Here is a 16067-nt window from a genome sequence, read left to right as displayed (position 1 = left end):
CACTCACGAGTCAGTGATGGGACGGGCGAGCCCGTCGATCACCTCGGCGCCGGGCAACGACGCGAGCGCCGCACCCGAGATCAGCAGCTTGCTGCCGCGGATGCCGCTCCCGATGACGAGTTCGGGCTCATCCGCGACGCGCTGGTCGATCAGGATCGGCCAGCCCTCCGGCAGCCCGACCGGCGTGATGCCGCCGTACTCCATTCCGGTGAGCGAGACGGCTTCGTCCATCGGGGCGAAAGACGCTTTGCGCACGTCGAGGCGGCGCTTGATCACGCCGTTCACGTCGGCGCGGGTGGTGGCGAGGATCATCGCGGCGGCGAACCGGACTTCACCGGCGCGTTTGCCCGCGATGACGACGCAGTTCGCGGACGCCGAGAGCGGTGAGCCGTACGCCTCGCAAAAGGCGGCGGTGTCGGCCAGTCCGGCATCGATCTCGGTGACGCCGACGGCGTCCGGATCGGAAAGGGCGGCGAGCGCCTTGGCGACGGGCTCGGCGAGCAGGTCCGGGCGCGAAGGGGCGGGGACGACGGTGAGGCTTCCGGCGATGGTCCAGTCAGTCACACCGCCACGATAGTCACCAGTTACGGCCGCCGCGCTGGACCTCGATGAGCTTGGGCCGGACGTCCACGAGGTAGACCAGGACCGCGACGAGTGCGGGCAGCCACAGGATCATGCCGCCGCCGTAGAACCGGAAGACGATCAGCACGACGGTGGCCCCGCCGGTGATGAGCATCCAGATGGGCTTGGTCTTGCGGTCAGCGGCCGAATACGCGTCAGCGCGCTGCAGCAGCGCATGCACGAAAGCGAACAGCCCCGTCAGTGCGCCGCCCCAGTGGATGGCGAAGAGGATCCAGGTGGCAACGAACACGAAGTCAGCTTACGTCAAACCGGGCGAATGGCCGGGGCCCCTGGTACCGAAGCCGGTACCAGGGGCCCTGGGATCCACGCGGACCTTACTTCTCGGTCGTCTTCGGCGCGGTGGCCGGCTTCTTGGCGGCCGGGCTCGTGGTGGTGCTGGTGGTGCTGGTGGTGGTGCGGCGCGCGGGGGTGGTGGTCTTCGGCGCGGTCTTGTTGGCGACCTTGCGCGAAGCCGAGCGGGTCTCGTGCGCGAGGTCGTCACCGATCTCCTCGACCTCACCTGCGATGTCGACCGCGACGTCGGAGACCTTGCGGGCGGCCTTCTCGCCGACCGAGCGGGTCCCCTTGGTGACCTTGCCGAGCACGGTGTCGATGCGCTCACGGGCTTCGCTGGTGGCGTCCTCGACGCGGTCCTGCGCGGTGCTCAGCGCCTCTTCGAGCTGCTCGATGGCCTTCTTGACCTGCGGCTGCGTGGCGATCTTGTCCCACGCCTGCTCGCCGGACTCGGCCAGCTTGTTGTACAGCTTCAGCGCGGCCTCGGTGTACTCGTCGATGACCTTGCGCAGCTCGGCCGGGTCCAGCTTCTCGCGGAGGCCCTCGACGTCGTGCGGGAGCTCTTCGATGTTCTTGCGGGCCGTCTCGCTGCCCTCGACGACGCGCTCCTTGGCCTTCGACACGGCGCCGACGACGGCCTGGCCCGCCAGGTTCCCGGCGCCGAGGGCGGCCAGCAGCGGGGTGCGGACCTGGTCGAGCGCGCTGTGCTTGCGGTCGGTCTTGTTCTTCGTGGGGGTGGTCATGCTGACTCCTTGGCTTCGACGGCTTGCTGTGGGGGTTGCGCCGCCGGTTCTGGTTTCGCGGCGGCGTTCTCGCGGCGGAACGATTCGTAGACGTCGAGCAGGACCTGCTTCTGCCGTTCGGTCAGCTCGGTGTCGGCGCGGATCGCGTCGCCGACCGGGCCGCCCATCGGCAGATCGAGGATTCCCGCTTGCACGTAGAGCGCCTCGGCCGAGATACGCAGGCCCTTGGCGATCTGCTGCAGGATCTCCGCGCTGGGTTTGCGGACCCCGCGCTCGATCTGACTCAGGTACGGATTGGACACGCCGGCGAGTTTCGACAGCTGCCGCAAGGAGATCTTCGCGTTGCTGCGCTGCTGACGGATGTACTCGCCGATGTCGGAAGCGATGTCCGCGACCTTCTCCATCGGTCCGCCCGATGCGGGCTGGTCCCGGTTGGTGTCTGACATCGGTCACCTCCTCGCGACGTCTTCAACGCTACGCCCGAGTGCTAGCTATTGCAAGCACCCTGCTTGCAACCATCGGGTGTGTTGGCGCTCACCCCGCTACGGTGGAGGGATGTCGGGTGCGACGCGGCTACGGCGGCGCCTCGTCGAGCATCTGCTCGCCGAAGGCGTCCTGCACGACGCGCGCTGGATGACCGCTTTCCGCACCGTGCCCCGGCACGTCTTCCTGCCGCGGTTCTTCGTCCCGGCGGCGAACGGCTGGGCCGCGATGCAGAGCGGCGACGACGGCTGGCTCGCCCGGGTCTACTCCCCCGACGTGCTGGTCGTCCAGCTCGACGACGATTCCGGGCTCTGGGAACGGGCGCGCTACCTCGGCGCGCAGCCGGGAACGCCGACGAGTTCGTCCAGCCAGCCGTCGATCATGGCGATCATGCTCGAAGAGCTCCGGGTCGCCGACGGGCACCGAGTGCTGGAAATCGGCACGGGCACCGGCTACAACACCGCGCTGCTTTGTCAGCGGCTGGGCTCGGGACTCGTGTACACGGTGGACATCGACCCGGAACTGGTGGACACCGCGCGCAAGCGGCTCGCGGAGGCCGGATACGCGCCTTCGTGCGCCGCGGCCGACGGCGCCGAGGGCTACCCGGCCGGCGTGCTTTACGACCGGATCCTGTGCACCTGCTCGGTGTCCTCGATCCCGCCCGCGTGGCTGGAACAGACGGTGCCGGGCGGGCTGATCGTCACCACGCTGAACCGGCCGATCGGCGGCGGGCTCGTCCGGATCGTCGCGGGCGAAGGCGCGACGGGACACGGACGCGTACTCGCCCGCGACGGCCGCTTCATGCCGCTGCGCGCGCATCGGTTCAAACCGTCGAAGGTGCCCGAGGGCGAAGCGGCCTGGCGGCCGACCCGGTTGCCGATGAGGGCCATCACCGAAGTCCGCAGCCGGTTCGAGTTCTTCGCCGGGCTTCAGCTTCCCGGGGTGACAGCCTTGCGGGACGGCCGGCACACCGCGCTGGTCCACCCGGACGGCTCATGGGTGCGGCATCGGCAACGAGGCGACGGCTTCGAGGTGGCCGAGGGCGGCCCTCGGCGGCTCTGGGAACTGGTCGAAAGCGCGCAGGAGGAATGGTTCGAACTCGGTCAGCCATGGCGGGACCGGTTCGGGCTCAGCCTCGACGGCGAAGAGCAGGTGATCTGGCTGGATTCACCCGAAGGCCGCACCTGGCCGCTGTCACCCTGAGAGGAAGCCGCGCACCCAGGCCTCCACGCGGTCGACGGCGGCGTCCACCGGGATGTGAGTGGTGTCGAACAACTCGACCGGCGGCTCCAGCGACGGCGCTTCCCGCTGCAGCCACTCGTTGAACTCCAGCATCTCCTCGACCCGCTCCTCGTCCCACTCACGCCAAGCCGGCCGCGCCAGCAAGCGTTTGCGCAGGGCCTCGGGCTCGCTGACGAGCGCCAGGTAGTGGATGTCGGAGAAGAAGACGCGCTCGGGCAAGCGCTCGAACTCGGGCGGCGCGACGGTGCCGCACAGCACGACCGGCCGCCCGTTCTGGTGCAACATCGCCGCCATCCGCAGCCAGGTCGACCGGAACGCGGGATGGCCGGGGACGTCGTCGCGTAGCGCCCCCGTCCACAGCACGTCCTGTTCGACCACGAGGGCCAGCTCGCCGAGCCGGTCCGCCAGCCGGGGTCCGACCGTCGATTTCCCCGCGCCGCTGGGCCCGGTCAGCGCGAACAGCGGAAGCCGCCGGAACGGCCACCGGTGTGCGCATTCCGCGCACACCAGCAGCCCGCTCTCGACTCGTGGCCGTTCGGCGCGATCACCGCAGGCCGGGCAGATCTTGAGATCGAGGACCACGGTCAGTCGAAGAGACCCTCGAGGAAGCCGCCCTTACGACGCTTGTGGCTGTGGCCGTACCCGTGCGGGGAGTCCGCGTAGCCGCCGCGGTGCCCCTTCGGCGAATCCGCGTAACCGCCCCGGTAGCCCTTCGGCGAGTCGGCGTACCCCCCTCGGTGCGGACGCGGGGAATCCGGACGGCCGTAGTGCGGAGCCGGCGCGTGGCCACCTCCCTGATACGGCGGAGGCGGCTGGTGCCCGCCGCCGTAGTACGAGTTCTCGGCACCGGCGATGGCTTCCAGCTCGCCCCTGTCCAGGAAGATGCCGCGGCATCCCTGACACTGGTCGATGTGGACACCGTTCTTGTCGACGGTCTTCATGGCGTTCTGGCACTTCGGACAAATCACGTATCAGAGATTACGCATTTTTCGCGGCCGAGGTCAGCAGGCGCACAGACAAAACGGGTGTCCGACCGGATCCGCGTACACGCGGAAGGTCTCCGGGGAGTCGTCGAGCAGCTTCGCGCCGATCTTCAGCGCGCGCTCGTGCGCGGCTTCCATGTTGGTGACGTCGAGGTCGACGTGCGCCTGCTGCGGGTGCTCGGCGGACGGCCACGCGGGCGGCCGGTAGTCCGGGACGCGCTGGAACGAGAACCGTGCGCCGCCCTGCGGGTTCCGCAACGTCACCCAATGGCCGTCTTCGGCGACGTCAGCGGCCTCCCAGTCGAGCAGCTCGCGGTAGAACTCCGCCAGCGCGACCGGGTCCGGGCAGTCGAGGGCCACCGCGCCGAAGGTCGGTACCGCACCCATGGGTCAGCCTCCAGAATGATCGAGTAACCAGTGAACCGAGTATGGGGGTTATCGCTGCCGATGACAACCGGTCCCGGCCGTACACTGGGCGAGGTGAACACCGACGCGTCCCTGGTGGTCGAGTTTTTGAACACGGTGAACGTCGAACGCGGCACCGACCTCTTGGACGAGCTGGAGACCTGGCAACACTGGGCCCACGATCACCGGCTGCGCGCGGATACCCCCGCGGTCGCCCGCGAAACCCGGAACGCGCTGCGAGCGGCGATCGGCGATCCGCGGCTGCCCCGGCTCGGCCTGCGCGCGCCGGCCGAGGTCGTCCTCGGTCCGGAAGGCCCGCTCCTGGTCGCGGAATCGGTCAGCGAGGCGGTGATGGCGGCGTCGATCCGGCTGGCCGTGCTCGGCGAGTGGATCCGGCTCAAGATCTGCCCGGCGGACGACTGCTTGTGGGCGTTCTACGACGAGTCGCGCAACCGGTCGCGGACGTGGTGCTCCATGCGGTCGTGCGGGAACCGGGAGAAGGCGCGGGCGTGGCGGGCGCGGACGGCGGACGTCTCGACCTGATGACCTGACCGCGACCGATCATCTACTTGCGTGTGCCTGGCCCCGTCACACCCGTGTTCAGAGCCGGATCTCGCGTGCTTGGAGGCGGAACTCGTCCGCCCTCACCACAACTTCTGGTGTCACTCACCCCCGAGTTACCCCCAGGGGTTGTGCACAGCGTTAGGCCAAAGACGTGAAAAGCTGTGGATAACCCTGGGGATGACTCCACTTCCTGTGGACAACTCGCGGCGAGGCCTCCGGAGTGTGGTATATGCGCCGCCGCTCAAAAGAGCAGCTGCGCGACCGCGTAGATGACCAGTCCGGCGAGCGCGCCGACCACCGTGCCATTGATCCGGATGAACTGCAGATCCCGGCCGACCTGGAGTTCGATCTTGCGCGAGGTCTCCTCGGCGTCCCAGCGCTGCACGGTGTCGGTGATGATCGTGGTGATCTCCTGCGAGTAGTGCGTGACCAGGTAGGCCGCCGCCCCCTCCACCCAGTTGTCCACCTTGGACCGGATGTGGTCGTCGGAGACCAGCCGACCGCCCAGCGACTCGAGGCCGGTGCGCACCCGGCGGCGCAGCTCGCTCGACGGGTCCTCGGCGGCGTTGAGCAGCATCTCCTTGGCGGTCGCCCAGGCCGAACCGATCAGCTTCTGCACCTCGTCGTGCCCCAGCATCTGGGACTTGACCTGCTCGGCGCGCGCCATCACCTCGGGGTTGGTCTGCAAGTCGAGGGCGAATTCGCCGAGGAATTTGTCCAGCGCCAGCCGCATGGGGTGGTTGACGTCGGTCTTCACCGCCCACACGAACGACAGCACTTCGCCGTAGACCTTGTCCGCGAGCATCCCGTCGACGAATTTCGGCGACCAGCTCGGCGCCCGGTCCGACACCACGCGCAGCATCGTCGTGTGGTTGTCCCGCACCCATTCGTAGGCGCGGTCGCACATCAGGTCCACCAGTTTGTGGTGCGCCCCGTCGGCGAACACACCCGCGAGGATCTTGCCGAGCGGCGGCCCCCACGGCTTGTCCACGATCCGCTTGACCACCGCCTGTTCCATGATCGCCTGGACGTCTTCGTCGCGGAGCACCTTCACCGCGGCACGGACGACGGTGGCCAGCTCGGACGTCACGCGTTCGGCGTTCTGCGGCTGTGAGAGCCAGCCTCCGAGGCGCTTCGAGACCTCGACCCGGCTCAGCTTCTCGCGGATGACGGACTCGGACAGGAAGTTCGAGCCGACGAAGTCACCGAGGCTGTTGCCCAGCGCGTCCTTCTTGTTCGGGATGATCGCGGTGTGCGGGATCTTGATCCGCAGCGGATGCCGGAACAGCGCGGTCACCGCGAACCAGTCGGCGAGCGCGCCGACCATCCCGGCTTCGGCGGCGGCGCGGACGTAGCCGACCCAGCCCGGCCAGCCCGCGGCTTCGGCCCAGCTGGTCAGCAGGAAGATCACCGTGGCGCCGAGCAGGAACGACAGCGCGACCATCTTCATCTTGCGCAGGCCGCGACGCTTCTCCTCCTCGGCGGCGGTTCCACCGGGCGGGTCGGCTGGGGTCACCTTGGCGGGCGTCAGTTGCTCCACACCGCCATTGTCCGTGAGGATGGCTGATCGTGCGCGAACCTCTCCTCGTCTCCCGCCTCCAGCCCTTCACGTCGACCATCTTCGCCGAGATGACGGCGCTGGCCGTCCGCCACGACGCCGTCAACCTCGGCCAGGGTTTTCCCGACACCGACGGGCCAGCCGGGATGCTCGACGCCGCCAAGAACGCGCTGTTCGGCGGCGCGAACCAGTACCCGCCGGGCCCGGGGCGGCCGGAGCTGCGCGCGGCGATCGCGGGGCACCGCCTGCGGTACGGCGTCGAGTACGACCCGGACACGGAGATCCTCGTCACCACGGGCGCGACCGAGGCCATCGCGGCGTCGCTGATCGCGCTGACGCAGGCCGGGGACGAGGTCATCGTCATCGAGCCGTACTACGACTCGTACGCGGCCGCGGTCGCCATGGCGGGTGCGGAGCGGCGCGTCGTCGGCCTGGTGGAACGGGACGGCCGGTTCGCGCTGGACGTCGAGGGCCTCCGCGCCGCGGTGACCCCGCGCACCAGGGCGATCCTGATCAATTCGCCGCACAATCCGACCGGCACGGTGTTCACGCGGGCCGAACTGGAGGCCGTCGCCGCGCTCTGCGTGACGCACGATCTGCTCGCGATCACCGACGAGGTGTACGAGCACCTGGTGTTCGACGACGCCGAGCACCTCCCGCTCGCCACCTTCCCCGGTATGCGCGAGCGGACGGTCTCGATCTCCAGCGCGGGCAAGACGTTCAACTGCACCGGCTGGAAGATCGGCTGGGTCTGCGCGAGCCCCGAACTGGTCGCGGCGGTGAAGGCGGCGAAGCAGTTCATCACCTTCGTCTCGGGCGGCCCGTTGCAACCGGCCGTCGCCCACGCGCTCGACCGCGAACTGCCGTGGGTCGAGGACCTGCGCACGAGCCTGCAGGGCAAACGGGACCGGCTCGCGGCAGGCCTCGCGGAAGCCGGGTTCGCCGTCCGGCCGACCGCCGGGACGTACTTCGTCTGCGTCGACGTCCGGCCGCTCGGCTTCGAAGACGCCGCGGAACTCGCCTGGGAGCTCCCCGAACGGGTGGGCGTGGCCGCCGTCCCCGTAAAGGTGTTCACCGATCACCCGGAAGAGTGGAAACACCTGCTGCGTTTCGCGTTCTGCAAACGTAACGAGGTAATCGACGAAGCCGTCACCCGATTGCGCAAACTGAGGTGACTGGTCTGATGTCCGTCAGGCCCAGCCACCCTTTTCGAGAGCGCGCCGGAGCCTGTCCAGACACCGTCTTCGGAGCCTTCCGACACTGGCCGGACTGATCCCCAGCTCCCCGGCGAGCTGGGCATAGGACAGCTCCGGCCGGTGCGCGAGCAACCACATCAGGCGGCGGTGCACGTCCGGGAGCCGATCGACCGCCGCCCAGAGCGCGCGGTCCCGTTCGGCGCGAACGACCTCCGCCTCCGGGGTCGGTTCAAGCCCCGGAGGCGGAGGGGGCGTTTCGCGCCTGTTCCTGCTGATCATCCGGAGCGCGCCGCGTCGCGCGGTGGTCGTCAACCAAGCACGGAGCTTCGCTTCGTCGCGCAGCGCGCCCGGCGCGCGGAACAGCTCCAGCCACGCTTCCTGACAGACGTCCCTGGCGTCGGCTTCGCTCAGCCGATAGGCCTTCAGCGCGCTGAGCACCGCCGCCGACACCGCGTTCGCGTCCCACATCGCGGACTCTCCGTCTCCGGCGGCACACGGCCGCCCGCTCGATCACCGAACGCGACTTCGACGGCACGCACCGCAGCAGGGATCCGGCTCGAGGCTTGAAAACATCAGGTCACCGGGGATTTGAGTAGTTCCACCCATCCCCGGATGGCCGCTCGACACACACCGAGAGTGATCAACTTCAGTACTCCAGGCACCGGAGCCGGTTGCGTCGTTCCGCCTAACGGGCTGGATCGGCGGCGGCTGAAGTGAAACACTCCCCTCCGGTGCTAAAACTGGTGCAGCCCCGGGGGAACTGCGACCTGGCCGGAAGAGACCCCAAGAAAGATCGAACTCACGCGGAGAACGTGGGTTTCAGGCGCGGACGGCGGTGATTGCCATGAGTGGTACGGCAGTCGTGCGCCGTGGCGGCCGCATTCCCTCGAAGACGCTGTCGAACGCCGGAGCGCGAATCCTTTTCGCGAGCGGAATCGCGATCACGGGCTGGGTCCTCGGTGCCGTCCTGAGCACTCCGGCTTCGGCCGAGGAAGTGACGGCCACGACGCCGGAGACCTCCGTGGTCCAGCCGTCGAACGAAACCGACGCCGGGAAAACGACTACTCCGGACGAGTCCACTTCGGACTCCGGCCCGGCGAAGGCCACGAAACCCGCCGAGACCACGGACACCCCGGAAACCGGACCAGCGAAGGACGAATCCGCGACGGAAGAGCCCGCTCCCGCTTCGAGCGAGGAGCCTGAGGCCACCGTCGAGGAGCAGGCCGTATCGAGCGCGAGTTCCGTCGAGAAGACCGCCGAGAAGGCCCCTCAGACCACCAAGACCCAGACCACCAAGACCCAGTCCGGCAACGGTCTGCTGGGCGGCCTCATCGGCGGTGTGCTGAACGTCGTCACCAACACGGTCGGCGGCGTCGTCGAAACCGTCGGCGGGGTCGTCGGCGGGATCGGCGAGAACGTTCTCGCGCCGATCATCACGCCGGGTCCTTGCTGCGGATCGGGTGATCCCGAGATCCTGCCGGGCGTCGGCGACGCACTCGACCCCGTTTTCGACGGCGGCTCCGGCGATTCGGCCAGTGGCTCGGTCACGATCGCCGTCCCGGCCAAGACCGCCACGCCGATCGCACCGGCAGCACCGATCAGCCAGGCCCCGCGTCCGGCCGTCCCGGGCGAGACGCCCGCTCCGGCCACGGCGAGCCAGAACCACCGCGTCGTCCTGCCCACCCGGGTCAAGTTCGACGCCAAGCCCGCTTCTCCGGCCGCTCCCGCCGAGTCCGACACGCACGCGTCCCCGGACGGCGGCGGCTCGGGCGGCGGTGGCGGCCTGCCGAACACCCCGGTGGCCCCGCTCGCGCCCACCACGAGCGCCCAGCCAGGGCACGACAACTCCGCCGGCGGCCGCGGGCCGCTCGCGGTGCTCGACGCCGGAATCCCCGCCACGCAGCTGAAGCTTCTCGGCACCGGCTGCGATCACGAAGGCGAGCGCACCGGCAGGGAAGCCGCGCTTCCCGCCACCTCCCCCGACTGACCTGACCGGGTCGCCGGGGAGAACCACGTCCAAACCAAGATCAACTTCGGTTTTCGACGTCTTCTGAGAATCCCCGGCCCAGTCGCGTTTCAGCCTGCCCTCGTTCAGGTTTTCCCCGTCTTTCCGAACGGCCGACCGCGCCCGGCCGGTTCGGATCCCGGCCCCGGCGCCGCGCTGCCCCTGCGGCGCCGGGACCAGCACCGGGTGGACTTCGGGGGCTTCTGCTCACCGCGCCGAGCAGGAGCCGGCCAAGCTCGAAGACCACCTGATCCGCGGGCGGTTCCCGGCACGTCGAGGGGCTGTGCCGGGTAACCGCCGCGGTGCCCGTCCCCAGGTTTCGGCCTGGGGGCGGGCCGGATAGCCGGTGCGCTGGTCGTGCGGCGCCGATGCCCTCCCTGGAGCATCGGCCGCCCCGCCGGCGCACCGGCTATTTCCGTTTCCACGCCCCTTTAACCTCGCGTTTCGTCCTCTAGATGCGGTAGTTCGTGTCGCCAACTACCGCGTTCAGAGGACGAAACGCGGGAGGTCAGGAGGGCGTCAGGTGATCTGGACGGCCACCGGGGTGGCCGTGGAAGGGGCGGCGGTCACCGAAGCGGCGGCCGCGCCAAGCCGGCGCACGGCCTCGAAAAGCCGGTCGGCGGGCAACGCGTATGGCAGCCGGAGCCAGCGCTCCAACCCACCGTGGACGCCGAACCGCGAACCGGGCGCCACCTGCACCCCGTGCCCCGCCGCCGCGACGGCCAAGCGCGTGCTCATCGGCTCCGGCAGACGGCACCACAGCGAAAGCCCGCCCGGCGGCACGGTGAACATCCAATCCGGGCAGTACCAGTTCAGTGCTCCAGTCAGGGCGTCACGCAGGGCCAGCGTCTCCTCGCGGCGGTGCGCGAGCGCGGCCCCGCCGTCGTCGAGCAGTTCGGCGAGAACGAGTTGCTCGAAGACCGGAGACCCCAGGTCGATGGCGAAGCGAGCCGCGATCAGCCTGCCGATGACGTCCTCCGAAGCGCGGATCCAGCCCAGCCGGAGCCCGGCCCAATGCGATTTCGACGCCGAGCCGATCGTGATGCCGAGGTCGCCCGCGAACGCGCCGAGTGGCGGCGGCCCGTCCACCGGATCGCCTTCGAGGTCCAGTTCGACCAGGGTCTCGTCGATGATCGCCGGTGTCCGCGCGCGGTTCAGCGCGGTGGCGAGCCGCTCCCGGCCGCCGGCGTCCAGCCGCAGCCCGGTCGGGTTCTGGAAGTCCGCGACGAAGTACGCGAGCCTCGGCGCGGACTGCCGTAGCGCGGCCTCGATCCCGACGATGTCCCAGCCGCTTGCCGGGTCCAGCGGCACCGGCACCGGGATGGCGTGCGCTGCGCTGATGGCTTCGAGCGCGTTCGGATACGTCGGCTGCTCGACCAGCACCCGGTCACCGGGACCGGCCAGCATCCGCAGGACCTGCACGAACGCGTGATGTGCGCCGTTGGTGACCATCACCTGATCGGCGTTGGTCGGCATCCCGCGTTCGGTGTAGCGGCGGGCGATCCGTTCGCGCAGGACCGGCAGGCCGCGCACGTGATAGCCGTTCTCGCCGAGATGCTCCACCAAGGCCTTGCGGGCGGCGTCAACCGCGGGCACCAGGCCTGCGATGGCGGGTGGGCAGGCCTGGGCGAGGTCGATCAGGTCGTCGCCGGACGGCAGGAGCGTCTCCCGGCCACGGCCGCCGGGGGAAGCGATCCAGGAGCCTGCCCCACGGCGGCTGGCGACCAGCCCGTCGGCGCGCAGTTTGTCCAACGCGGCGCCGATCAGCGTGCGGCTGACCTCCAGCGCGTCGGCGAGTTCCCGTTCGGCCGGGAGTTTCGTGCCGAGCGGCAGCCTGCCATCGAGGACCAGCAATTCGACGGCCGCCGCGAGGTCCGCTGCGCCGTGACGAGAACCACTCTGCCGCCAACTTCCCAGCAAGGTGGCCAATTTCTGGCCCGAAACACGTCCAGTCAGCGGAATCAGCGGTTCCATAAGGCCAATTATTGCGGATTGGCCATGGTCAAGATAGCCACTTACCCCCGATGGTGCAGTCGTGGCACTTACACTCGACCTCAGACCCGTCGGCATCTCCCACGACACCACCCGCCGCTCGATCCAGCTCGTCGGCGGGCTCGCCCTCTACGGCGGCAGCATGGCCATGCTGACCAGGTCCGGCCTCGGCCTCGACCCGTGGGACGTGCTCCACGAAGGCCTGATGAAGCTCACCGGCCTCACGTTCGGCACGGTCACCGCGCTCGCCTCGGTCGCGGTGCTGCTGTTGTGGATCCCCCTGCGGCAGCGGCCCGGTATCGGCACCGTCGCCAACATCGTGGTCATCTCGCTCACCGTCGACTTCGTGCGGCTCTTCCTGCCCGAGCAGGACGTCCTCGGCTGGCAGATCACCAACCTGGTCGCCGGCGTCGTGCTCAACGGCCTCGCCGCCGCGATCTACGTCGGCGCGCGGCTCGGCCCTGGCCCCCGCGACGGGCTGATGACCGGTTTCGCGGCCCGGACGGGTAAGTCGATCCGTTTCGTCCGAACCCTCATCGAGCTGACCGTCCTGGCCGCCGGGTGGCTGCTCGGCGGCACCGTCGGCGTCGGCACGATCCTCTACGCGCTCGCCATCGGGCCGCTCACGCAGGCGTTCCTGCCGTTGGTCGCCTGGCGTGCTCGTGAGTGATCCGGGGCGTTCCAACGACTCGGATCACTCACGAGCGTCAGCTGGCCTCCCGCCGCTCCAGCAGGCGCCGGACGGCGAGGGAGTCGATGCCGCGCTGGGCGAGGACGTCGGCGGCCACGCCGGGAAGGGACGTCAGTGCGAGCAGAAGGTGCTCGCCCTCGATGCGCTTGCTGCCGACATCGACGGCTTCGCGAAGGGTTTGCGCCAGCACCTTCTTCGCCTCCGGCGTGAAGGGCCGATGGCCGCGTTTGCTCCGCTGACCGCCGGTCAGCGCGCCGGGGCCGTGGGTCTGCTCGACCCGTTCGACGATGTGCTCGACGTCGATGCCGAAACCGCTCAGGGCTTCGACGTCGGCGTCGCTCATCCCGCCCCGGCGGCGCACCCGCCGGAGGTCGTCGGCCAGTTCGTCGCCCGGGCAGCCCAGCGCGGTCAGCACCTTCGTGTTCCGCGCCAGCGAGGTCAGCAGGTGCAGCGGGTCGACGTTGGCGGACGCCTCGTCCGACGCGACGCGCTGAGCCTCGACGACGACTTCGCGGGCTTCAGGGGTGAAGCGTTCGAACATCAGTGCCTCCCGTACTTCTTGTGCACCGCTTGCCTGCTGACGCCTAGTTCGGCCGCGATCTCCTGCCAGGACCAGCCCTGCACCCGCGCGCTGCGGACCTGCACGGCTTCGAGTTGTTCCAACAGCCGGCGCAATGCGGCGACGGCGCGCAATCCCACCCGGGGATCGCGGTCACCGGCTCGCGCGGCCAGGTCTGTCGCTTCAGTCATGACGTCAACCTACGTTGACACCTCGGCTGTGTCAACTCCGGTTGACAGTTAGGGTCGTGGCATGGCCGAAATCGCAGTGGCGGAAAGGGACGGAGTAGGTGCGGACGGCTCGCCGCGCCCGACCGAGGACCACGTCGCGGTGCTCGGGAACGCCGTGGTGGTGCTCGACGGCGCGACCTCGCCGCAGCCGGATCTCCCGCCCGGCGGCTGGTACGCGAGCCTGCTCGTGCACAGCCTGTCGCAGGCGCTGAGCGCGGAACCCCAGGCGGATCTCGCGGTGCTGCTGGCCGAGTCGATCGCCGACGTCGCGCGGCGCGAAGGCCTCGAACCGGGCCGCTCGCCGTCGAGCACGGTCGCGATCGCGCGCTGGACGGACGACACCGTCGACGGGCTCGTGCTCGCCGACAGCCCGATCGTCGCGTTCGGGCCCTCCGGTGCCGACCCGCTCACCGACGACAGACTGGTCTCGCTTCGCGGCGGCGGTCAGCTCCGCACCGGTTCCGACGTCCGCGCCAAACGCAACGCGCCGGACGGCTTCTGGGTCGCCGAGGCGGAACCGAAGGCGGCCGCCGAGGCCGTCCGCCGCAGTTGGCCGCGTTCGGAGGTCGAAGCCCTGCTGCTGGCGACGGACGGTGTCGCGGTCGGTGTCGACGACTACGAGCTTTTCGACTGGCCGGAAGTGCTCGACATCAGCCGGAAGCGTGGTCCGGACGCCGTCCTCGACGCGGTGCGCACCGCGGAGAAACAGGACCCCGACGGCGAACGCTGGCCCCGCGCGAAAAGGCACGATGACCAGCTGTTGGTAGTAGTCGACTTCGGGGTAGCCCCAGGGTAAAACCGGGGGCTTCCCGGATCGGAAAGCCGCGGCCGCGCGAGCACGCTGGACGCATGACGTTCCCTGGGGAGAGATCGCGGACCAAGCCCTGGCTGATCGCGTCGGGGGCGGCCATCGGCTGGGCGCTGTTCACCATGGTCGTGCTGCACCTGATCAGCTCACGCGATCCGGTGTTCGACACGCTGTCCAGCTACGCCTACGTCGATCGCGGCACGGGCATGCTCGGGGCCAGTGTGCTCTCGCTGTCCATCGGTTCGCTCACCGCGCTGGGCGCGCTGGCCGCGGCCGGGATCCCGCTCAGCCGCACCACGAAACTGCTCTTCATGCTGTGGTCGCTGGGACTGGCGGCGGCCGCGATCTTCCCGGCGAGCTACCCGGAGTTCCCGGACCCGGTCAGCGGCGAGATCCACCTCTACGCCTGCCTCATCGCGTTCCTCAGCTTGCCCGCCGCCGGCTTCAGCCTGCGCGACAACCTGCGGGGCACCCCCGCGGCCAGGCAGATCGGCCGCCTGGCCTGGGGCAGCGCGACCGGCCTGATCGTCTTCGGGCTCAGCTTCATCTTCGTGCGCCTGTCCGACATCCCGTTCTTCATGACCCTCACCGACATCCTCCCGGTCGGGGTCGCGCAACGGCTTTCGTTGGTGGTGCACGTGGTCCTGATCGCCGGGATGCTGAGGGTCGCGTCAGCGGCTCACCGCGTCGGTGAATTCCGGGGCGTACCCGTAGAGGCCGGGCAACCCGCCCGTGTGCAGGAAAACCACGTGCTCGTCGGCCGCGAACTGGCCTTCAGCGGCCCAGTCGATCAGCGCGGCGCCCACTTTGCCGGTGTACACGGGATCGAGCGCGATCCCTTCCGTACGACCGAAAAGCCGCACCGCGTCCCAGGTTTCGGCGGTCGGGACGCCGTAGCCGGGGCCGATCGTGCGGTCGTCGATATGAAGTCCTTCGAGTGACGGCGGCACTGTGCCCAGCAGGGCGGAGGCCGCGGTGGTGAGGTCGGCGAGGTTGTCCAGGGCCTCGTCCACCGGATGGCTGACGCAGGCGATGTCGAGGGTCAGCCAATCGAGGTCCGCCGTCCCCACGACGAGCCCGGCCGACGTCCCGCCGCTGGCGTGCGGGGCGATCAGCCGTGCCTTGGTGATGCCGCGATCGGCGAGTTGCCCGGCGATCTCCCCCGCGGCGGCGACGTACCCGAGCGCCCCGACGGCGTCGGACCCGCCGACCGGGAAGGTGGCCACCTCGCGGCCCTCGGCGACAGCTTCGGTGAGCAGCCGGTCGTAGGTCTTGCCCGTCTCCTCGCCGTCTTGGCAGAGGTGCACGTTCGCGCCGAAGAGGTGGTCGAGGGCGACGTTGCCGGACCGTTCGTACGCGTCGCCGTCGCGAGGGACCTTGGCGGTGAGCACGAGTTCACACCGCAAGCCGAGCTTCGCGCAGGCGGCGGCGGTCTGACGGCCGTGATTGGTCTGCAGCGCGCCGAAGGTGATCACCGTGTCGGCACCGGCCTCGATCGCCGCCCCGAGCAAGAACTCGAGTTTGCGCAGTTTGTTGCCGCCCACGCCGAGCGGATGCACGTCGTCCCGTTTGAGCAGCAGGTTCTCCAGGCCGAGCGCCTCGGCCAGCCGGGGTGCCGGATGCAGCGGCGTCGGGTAACCGCCGAGGTCGACGCGGGGAAAGCGATCGAGGTTCATGAAACTCACGTAACCAC

The 16067-nt window shown here is 69.6% G+C and carries 19 protein-coding genes and 1 pseudogene; 7 read left to right on the top strand and 13 right to left on the bottom strand.

Going from position 1 to position 16067, the window contains the following annotated elements:
• Positions 1-3 precede the first annotated feature (3 nt).
• The 4 genes from ACZ54P_RS05475 to ACZ54P_RS05460 form a co-directional block, all read right to left on the bottom strand.
• Positions 4-564 carry a YbaK/EbsC family protein gene (locus tag ACZ54P_RS05475; RefSeq protein ID WP_465460354.1) on the bottom strand — a complete coding sequence of 187 codons (561 nt, stop codon included), beginning with the start codon at positions 562-564 and terminating at the stop codon, positions 4-6.
• Between the two features lie 13 nt (positions 565-577).
• Positions 578-871 carry a DUF2516 family protein gene (locus ACZ54P_RS05470; protein ID WP_465460353.1) on the bottom strand — a complete coding sequence of 98 codons (294 nt, stop codon included), beginning with the start codon at positions 869-871 and terminating at the stop codon, positions 578-580.
• A gap of 85 nt (positions 872-956) precedes the next feature.
• Positions 957-1658 (bottom strand): hypothetical protein, encoded by a 702-nt coding sequence (locus ACZ54P_RS05465; protein ID WP_465460352.1) that lies wholly within the window; start codon positions 1656-1658, stop codon positions 957-959.
• Complete coding sequence (locus ACZ54P_RS05460; protein ID WP_465460351.1) at positions 1655-2104, bottom strand: helix-turn-helix domain-containing protein; 450 nt, start codon at positions 2102-2104, stop codon at positions 1655-1657. The genes ACZ54P_RS05465 and ACZ54P_RS05460 overlap by 4 nt, the downstream gene beginning before the upstream one ends.
• Positions 2105-2213: 109 nt before the next feature.
• Here ACZ54P_RS05460 and ACZ54P_RS05455 point away from each other — a divergent pair, with 109 nt between their 5' ends.
• The gene (locus ACZ54P_RS05455) at positions 2214-3344 is read left to right on the top strand and encodes a methyltransferase domain-containing protein (protein WP_465460350.1); all 1131 of its coding nucleotides are present in this window, start codon (positions 2214-2216) and stop codon (positions 3342-3344) included.
• Here ACZ54P_RS05455 and ACZ54P_RS05450 read toward each other — a convergent pair.
• From ACZ54P_RS05450 to ACZ54P_RS05440, 3 genes are read right to left on the bottom strand one after another with little or no spacing between them, the layout of a single operon-like run.
• Positions 3336-3965 carry an AAA family ATPase gene (locus tag ACZ54P_RS05450; protein ID WP_465460349.1) on the bottom strand — a complete coding sequence of 210 codons (630 nt, stop codon included), beginning with the start codon at positions 3963-3965 and terminating at the stop codon, positions 3336-3338. The genes ACZ54P_RS05455 and ACZ54P_RS05450 overlap by 9 nt on opposite strands.
• Positions 3966-3967: 2 nt before the next feature.
• A complete protein-coding gene (locus tag ACZ54P_RS05445; protein ID WP_465460348.1) occupies positions 3968-4351 on the bottom strand; it encodes a TFIIB-type zinc ribbon-containing protein in 384 nt (127 codons plus the stop codon).
• Between the two features lie 33 nt (positions 4352-4384).
• Positions 4385-4753, bottom strand: a complete 369-nt coding sequence (locus ACZ54P_RS05440) for a VOC family protein (protein WP_465460347.1) — start codon at positions 4751-4753, stop codon at positions 4385-4387.
• Between the two features lie 60 nt (positions 4754-4813).
• Between ACZ54P_RS05440 and ACZ54P_RS05435 the strand changes: the two genes are divergently transcribed.
• A complete protein-coding gene (locus ACZ54P_RS05435; protein WP_465460346.1) occupies positions 4814-5314 on the top strand; it encodes a CGNR zinc finger domain-containing protein in 501 nt (166 codons plus the stop codon).
• 262 nt (positions 5315-5576) lie between these two features.
• Here the strand turns inward: ACZ54P_RS05435 and ACZ54P_RS05430 are convergent, their stop codons facing one another.
• Entirely contained in the window at positions 5577-6875 is a 1299-nt protein-coding gene (locus ACZ54P_RS05430; protein WP_465460345.1) for a DUF445 domain-containing protein, read from the bottom strand.
• 29 nt (positions 6876-6904) lie between these two features.
• On the opposite strand from ACZ54P_RS05430, the gene ACZ54P_RS05425 reads away from it, so the two are divergent.
• Entirely contained in the window at positions 6905-8068 is a 1164-nt protein-coding gene (locus ACZ54P_RS05425) for a pyridoxal phosphate-dependent aminotransferase (RefSeq protein WP_465460344.1), read from the top strand.
• Between the two features lie 15 nt (positions 8069-8083).
• On the opposite strand, the gene ACZ54P_RS05420 is transcribed toward ACZ54P_RS05425, so the two are convergent.
• Positions 8084-8557: a sigma-70 family RNA polymerase sigma factor gene (locus ACZ54P_RS05420; RefSeq protein WP_465460343.1), complete on the bottom strand. Its 474-nt coding sequence runs from the start codon at positions 8555-8557 to the stop codon at positions 8084-8086.
• Positions 8558-8933: 376 nt separating this feature from the next.
• Between ACZ54P_RS05420 and ACZ54P_RS05415 the strand changes: the two genes are divergently transcribed.
• Positions 8934-10076 (top strand): hypothetical protein, encoded by a 1143-nt coding sequence (locus ACZ54P_RS05415; RefSeq protein ID WP_465460342.1) that lies wholly within the window; start codon positions 8934-8936, stop codon positions 10074-10076.
• 537 nt (positions 10077-10613) lie between these two features.
• Here ACZ54P_RS05415 and yczR read toward each other — a convergent pair.
• Positions 10614-12068, bottom strand: coding sequence for a MocR-like transcription factor YczR (gene yczR, locus ACZ54P_RS05410; RefSeq protein WP_465460341.1), 1455 nt, complete (start codon positions 12066-12068; stop codon positions 10614-10616).
• A 61-nt stretch (positions 12069-12129) separates the two neighbouring features.
• Between yczR and yczE the strand changes: the two genes are divergently transcribed.
• The gene (gene yczE, locus ACZ54P_RS05405) at positions 12130-12756 is read left to right on the top strand and encodes a membrane protein YczE (protein WP_465460340.1); all 627 of its coding nucleotides are present in this window, start codon (positions 12130-12132) and stop codon (positions 12754-12756) included.
• A 37-nt stretch (positions 12757-12793) separates the two neighbouring features.
• Here the strand turns inward: yczE and ACZ54P_RS05400 are convergent, their stop codons facing one another.
• Positions 12794-13318: a Clp protease N-terminal domain-containing protein gene (locus ACZ54P_RS05400; protein ID WP_465460339.1), complete on the bottom strand. Its 525-nt coding sequence runs from the start codon at positions 13316-13318 to the stop codon at positions 12794-12796.
• Positions 13318-13527, bottom strand: coding sequence for a sigma factor-like helix-turn-helix DNA-binding protein (locus ACZ54P_RS05395; protein ID WP_014154112.1), 210 nt, complete (start codon positions 13525-13527; stop codon positions 13318-13320). Before ACZ54P_RS05395 ends, ACZ54P_RS05400 begins: the two co-directional genes overlap by 1 nt.
• Positions 13528-13588: 61 nt before the next feature.
• Between ACZ54P_RS05395 and ACZ54P_RS05390 the strand changes: the two genes are divergently transcribed.
• Positions 13589-14362, top strand: a complete 774-nt coding sequence (locus tag ACZ54P_RS05390) for a protein phosphatase 2C domain-containing protein (RefSeq protein ID WP_465460338.1) — start codon at positions 13589-13591, stop codon at positions 14360-14362.
• Between the two features lie 53 nt (positions 14363-14415).
• Positions 14416-14970 (top strand): annotated as a pseudogene (locus tag ACZ54P_RS05385) (DUF998 domain-containing protein); the annotation flags it as partial.
• Positions 14971-15045: 75 nt separating this feature from the next.
• On the opposite strand, the gene ACZ54P_RS05380 reads toward ACZ54P_RS05385, so the two are convergent.
• The gene (locus tag ACZ54P_RS05380) at positions 15046-16050 is read right to left on the bottom strand and encodes a D-cysteine desulfhydrase family protein (RefSeq protein WP_465460337.1); all 1005 of its coding nucleotides are present in this window, start codon (positions 16048-16050) and stop codon (positions 15046-15048) included.
• Positions 16051-16067 lie beyond the last annotated feature (17 nt).

The organism is Amycolatopsis sp. NPDC034160 (assembly GCF_055575355.1).
This window is presented reverse-complemented; position numbering and strand designations above follow the sequence as displayed.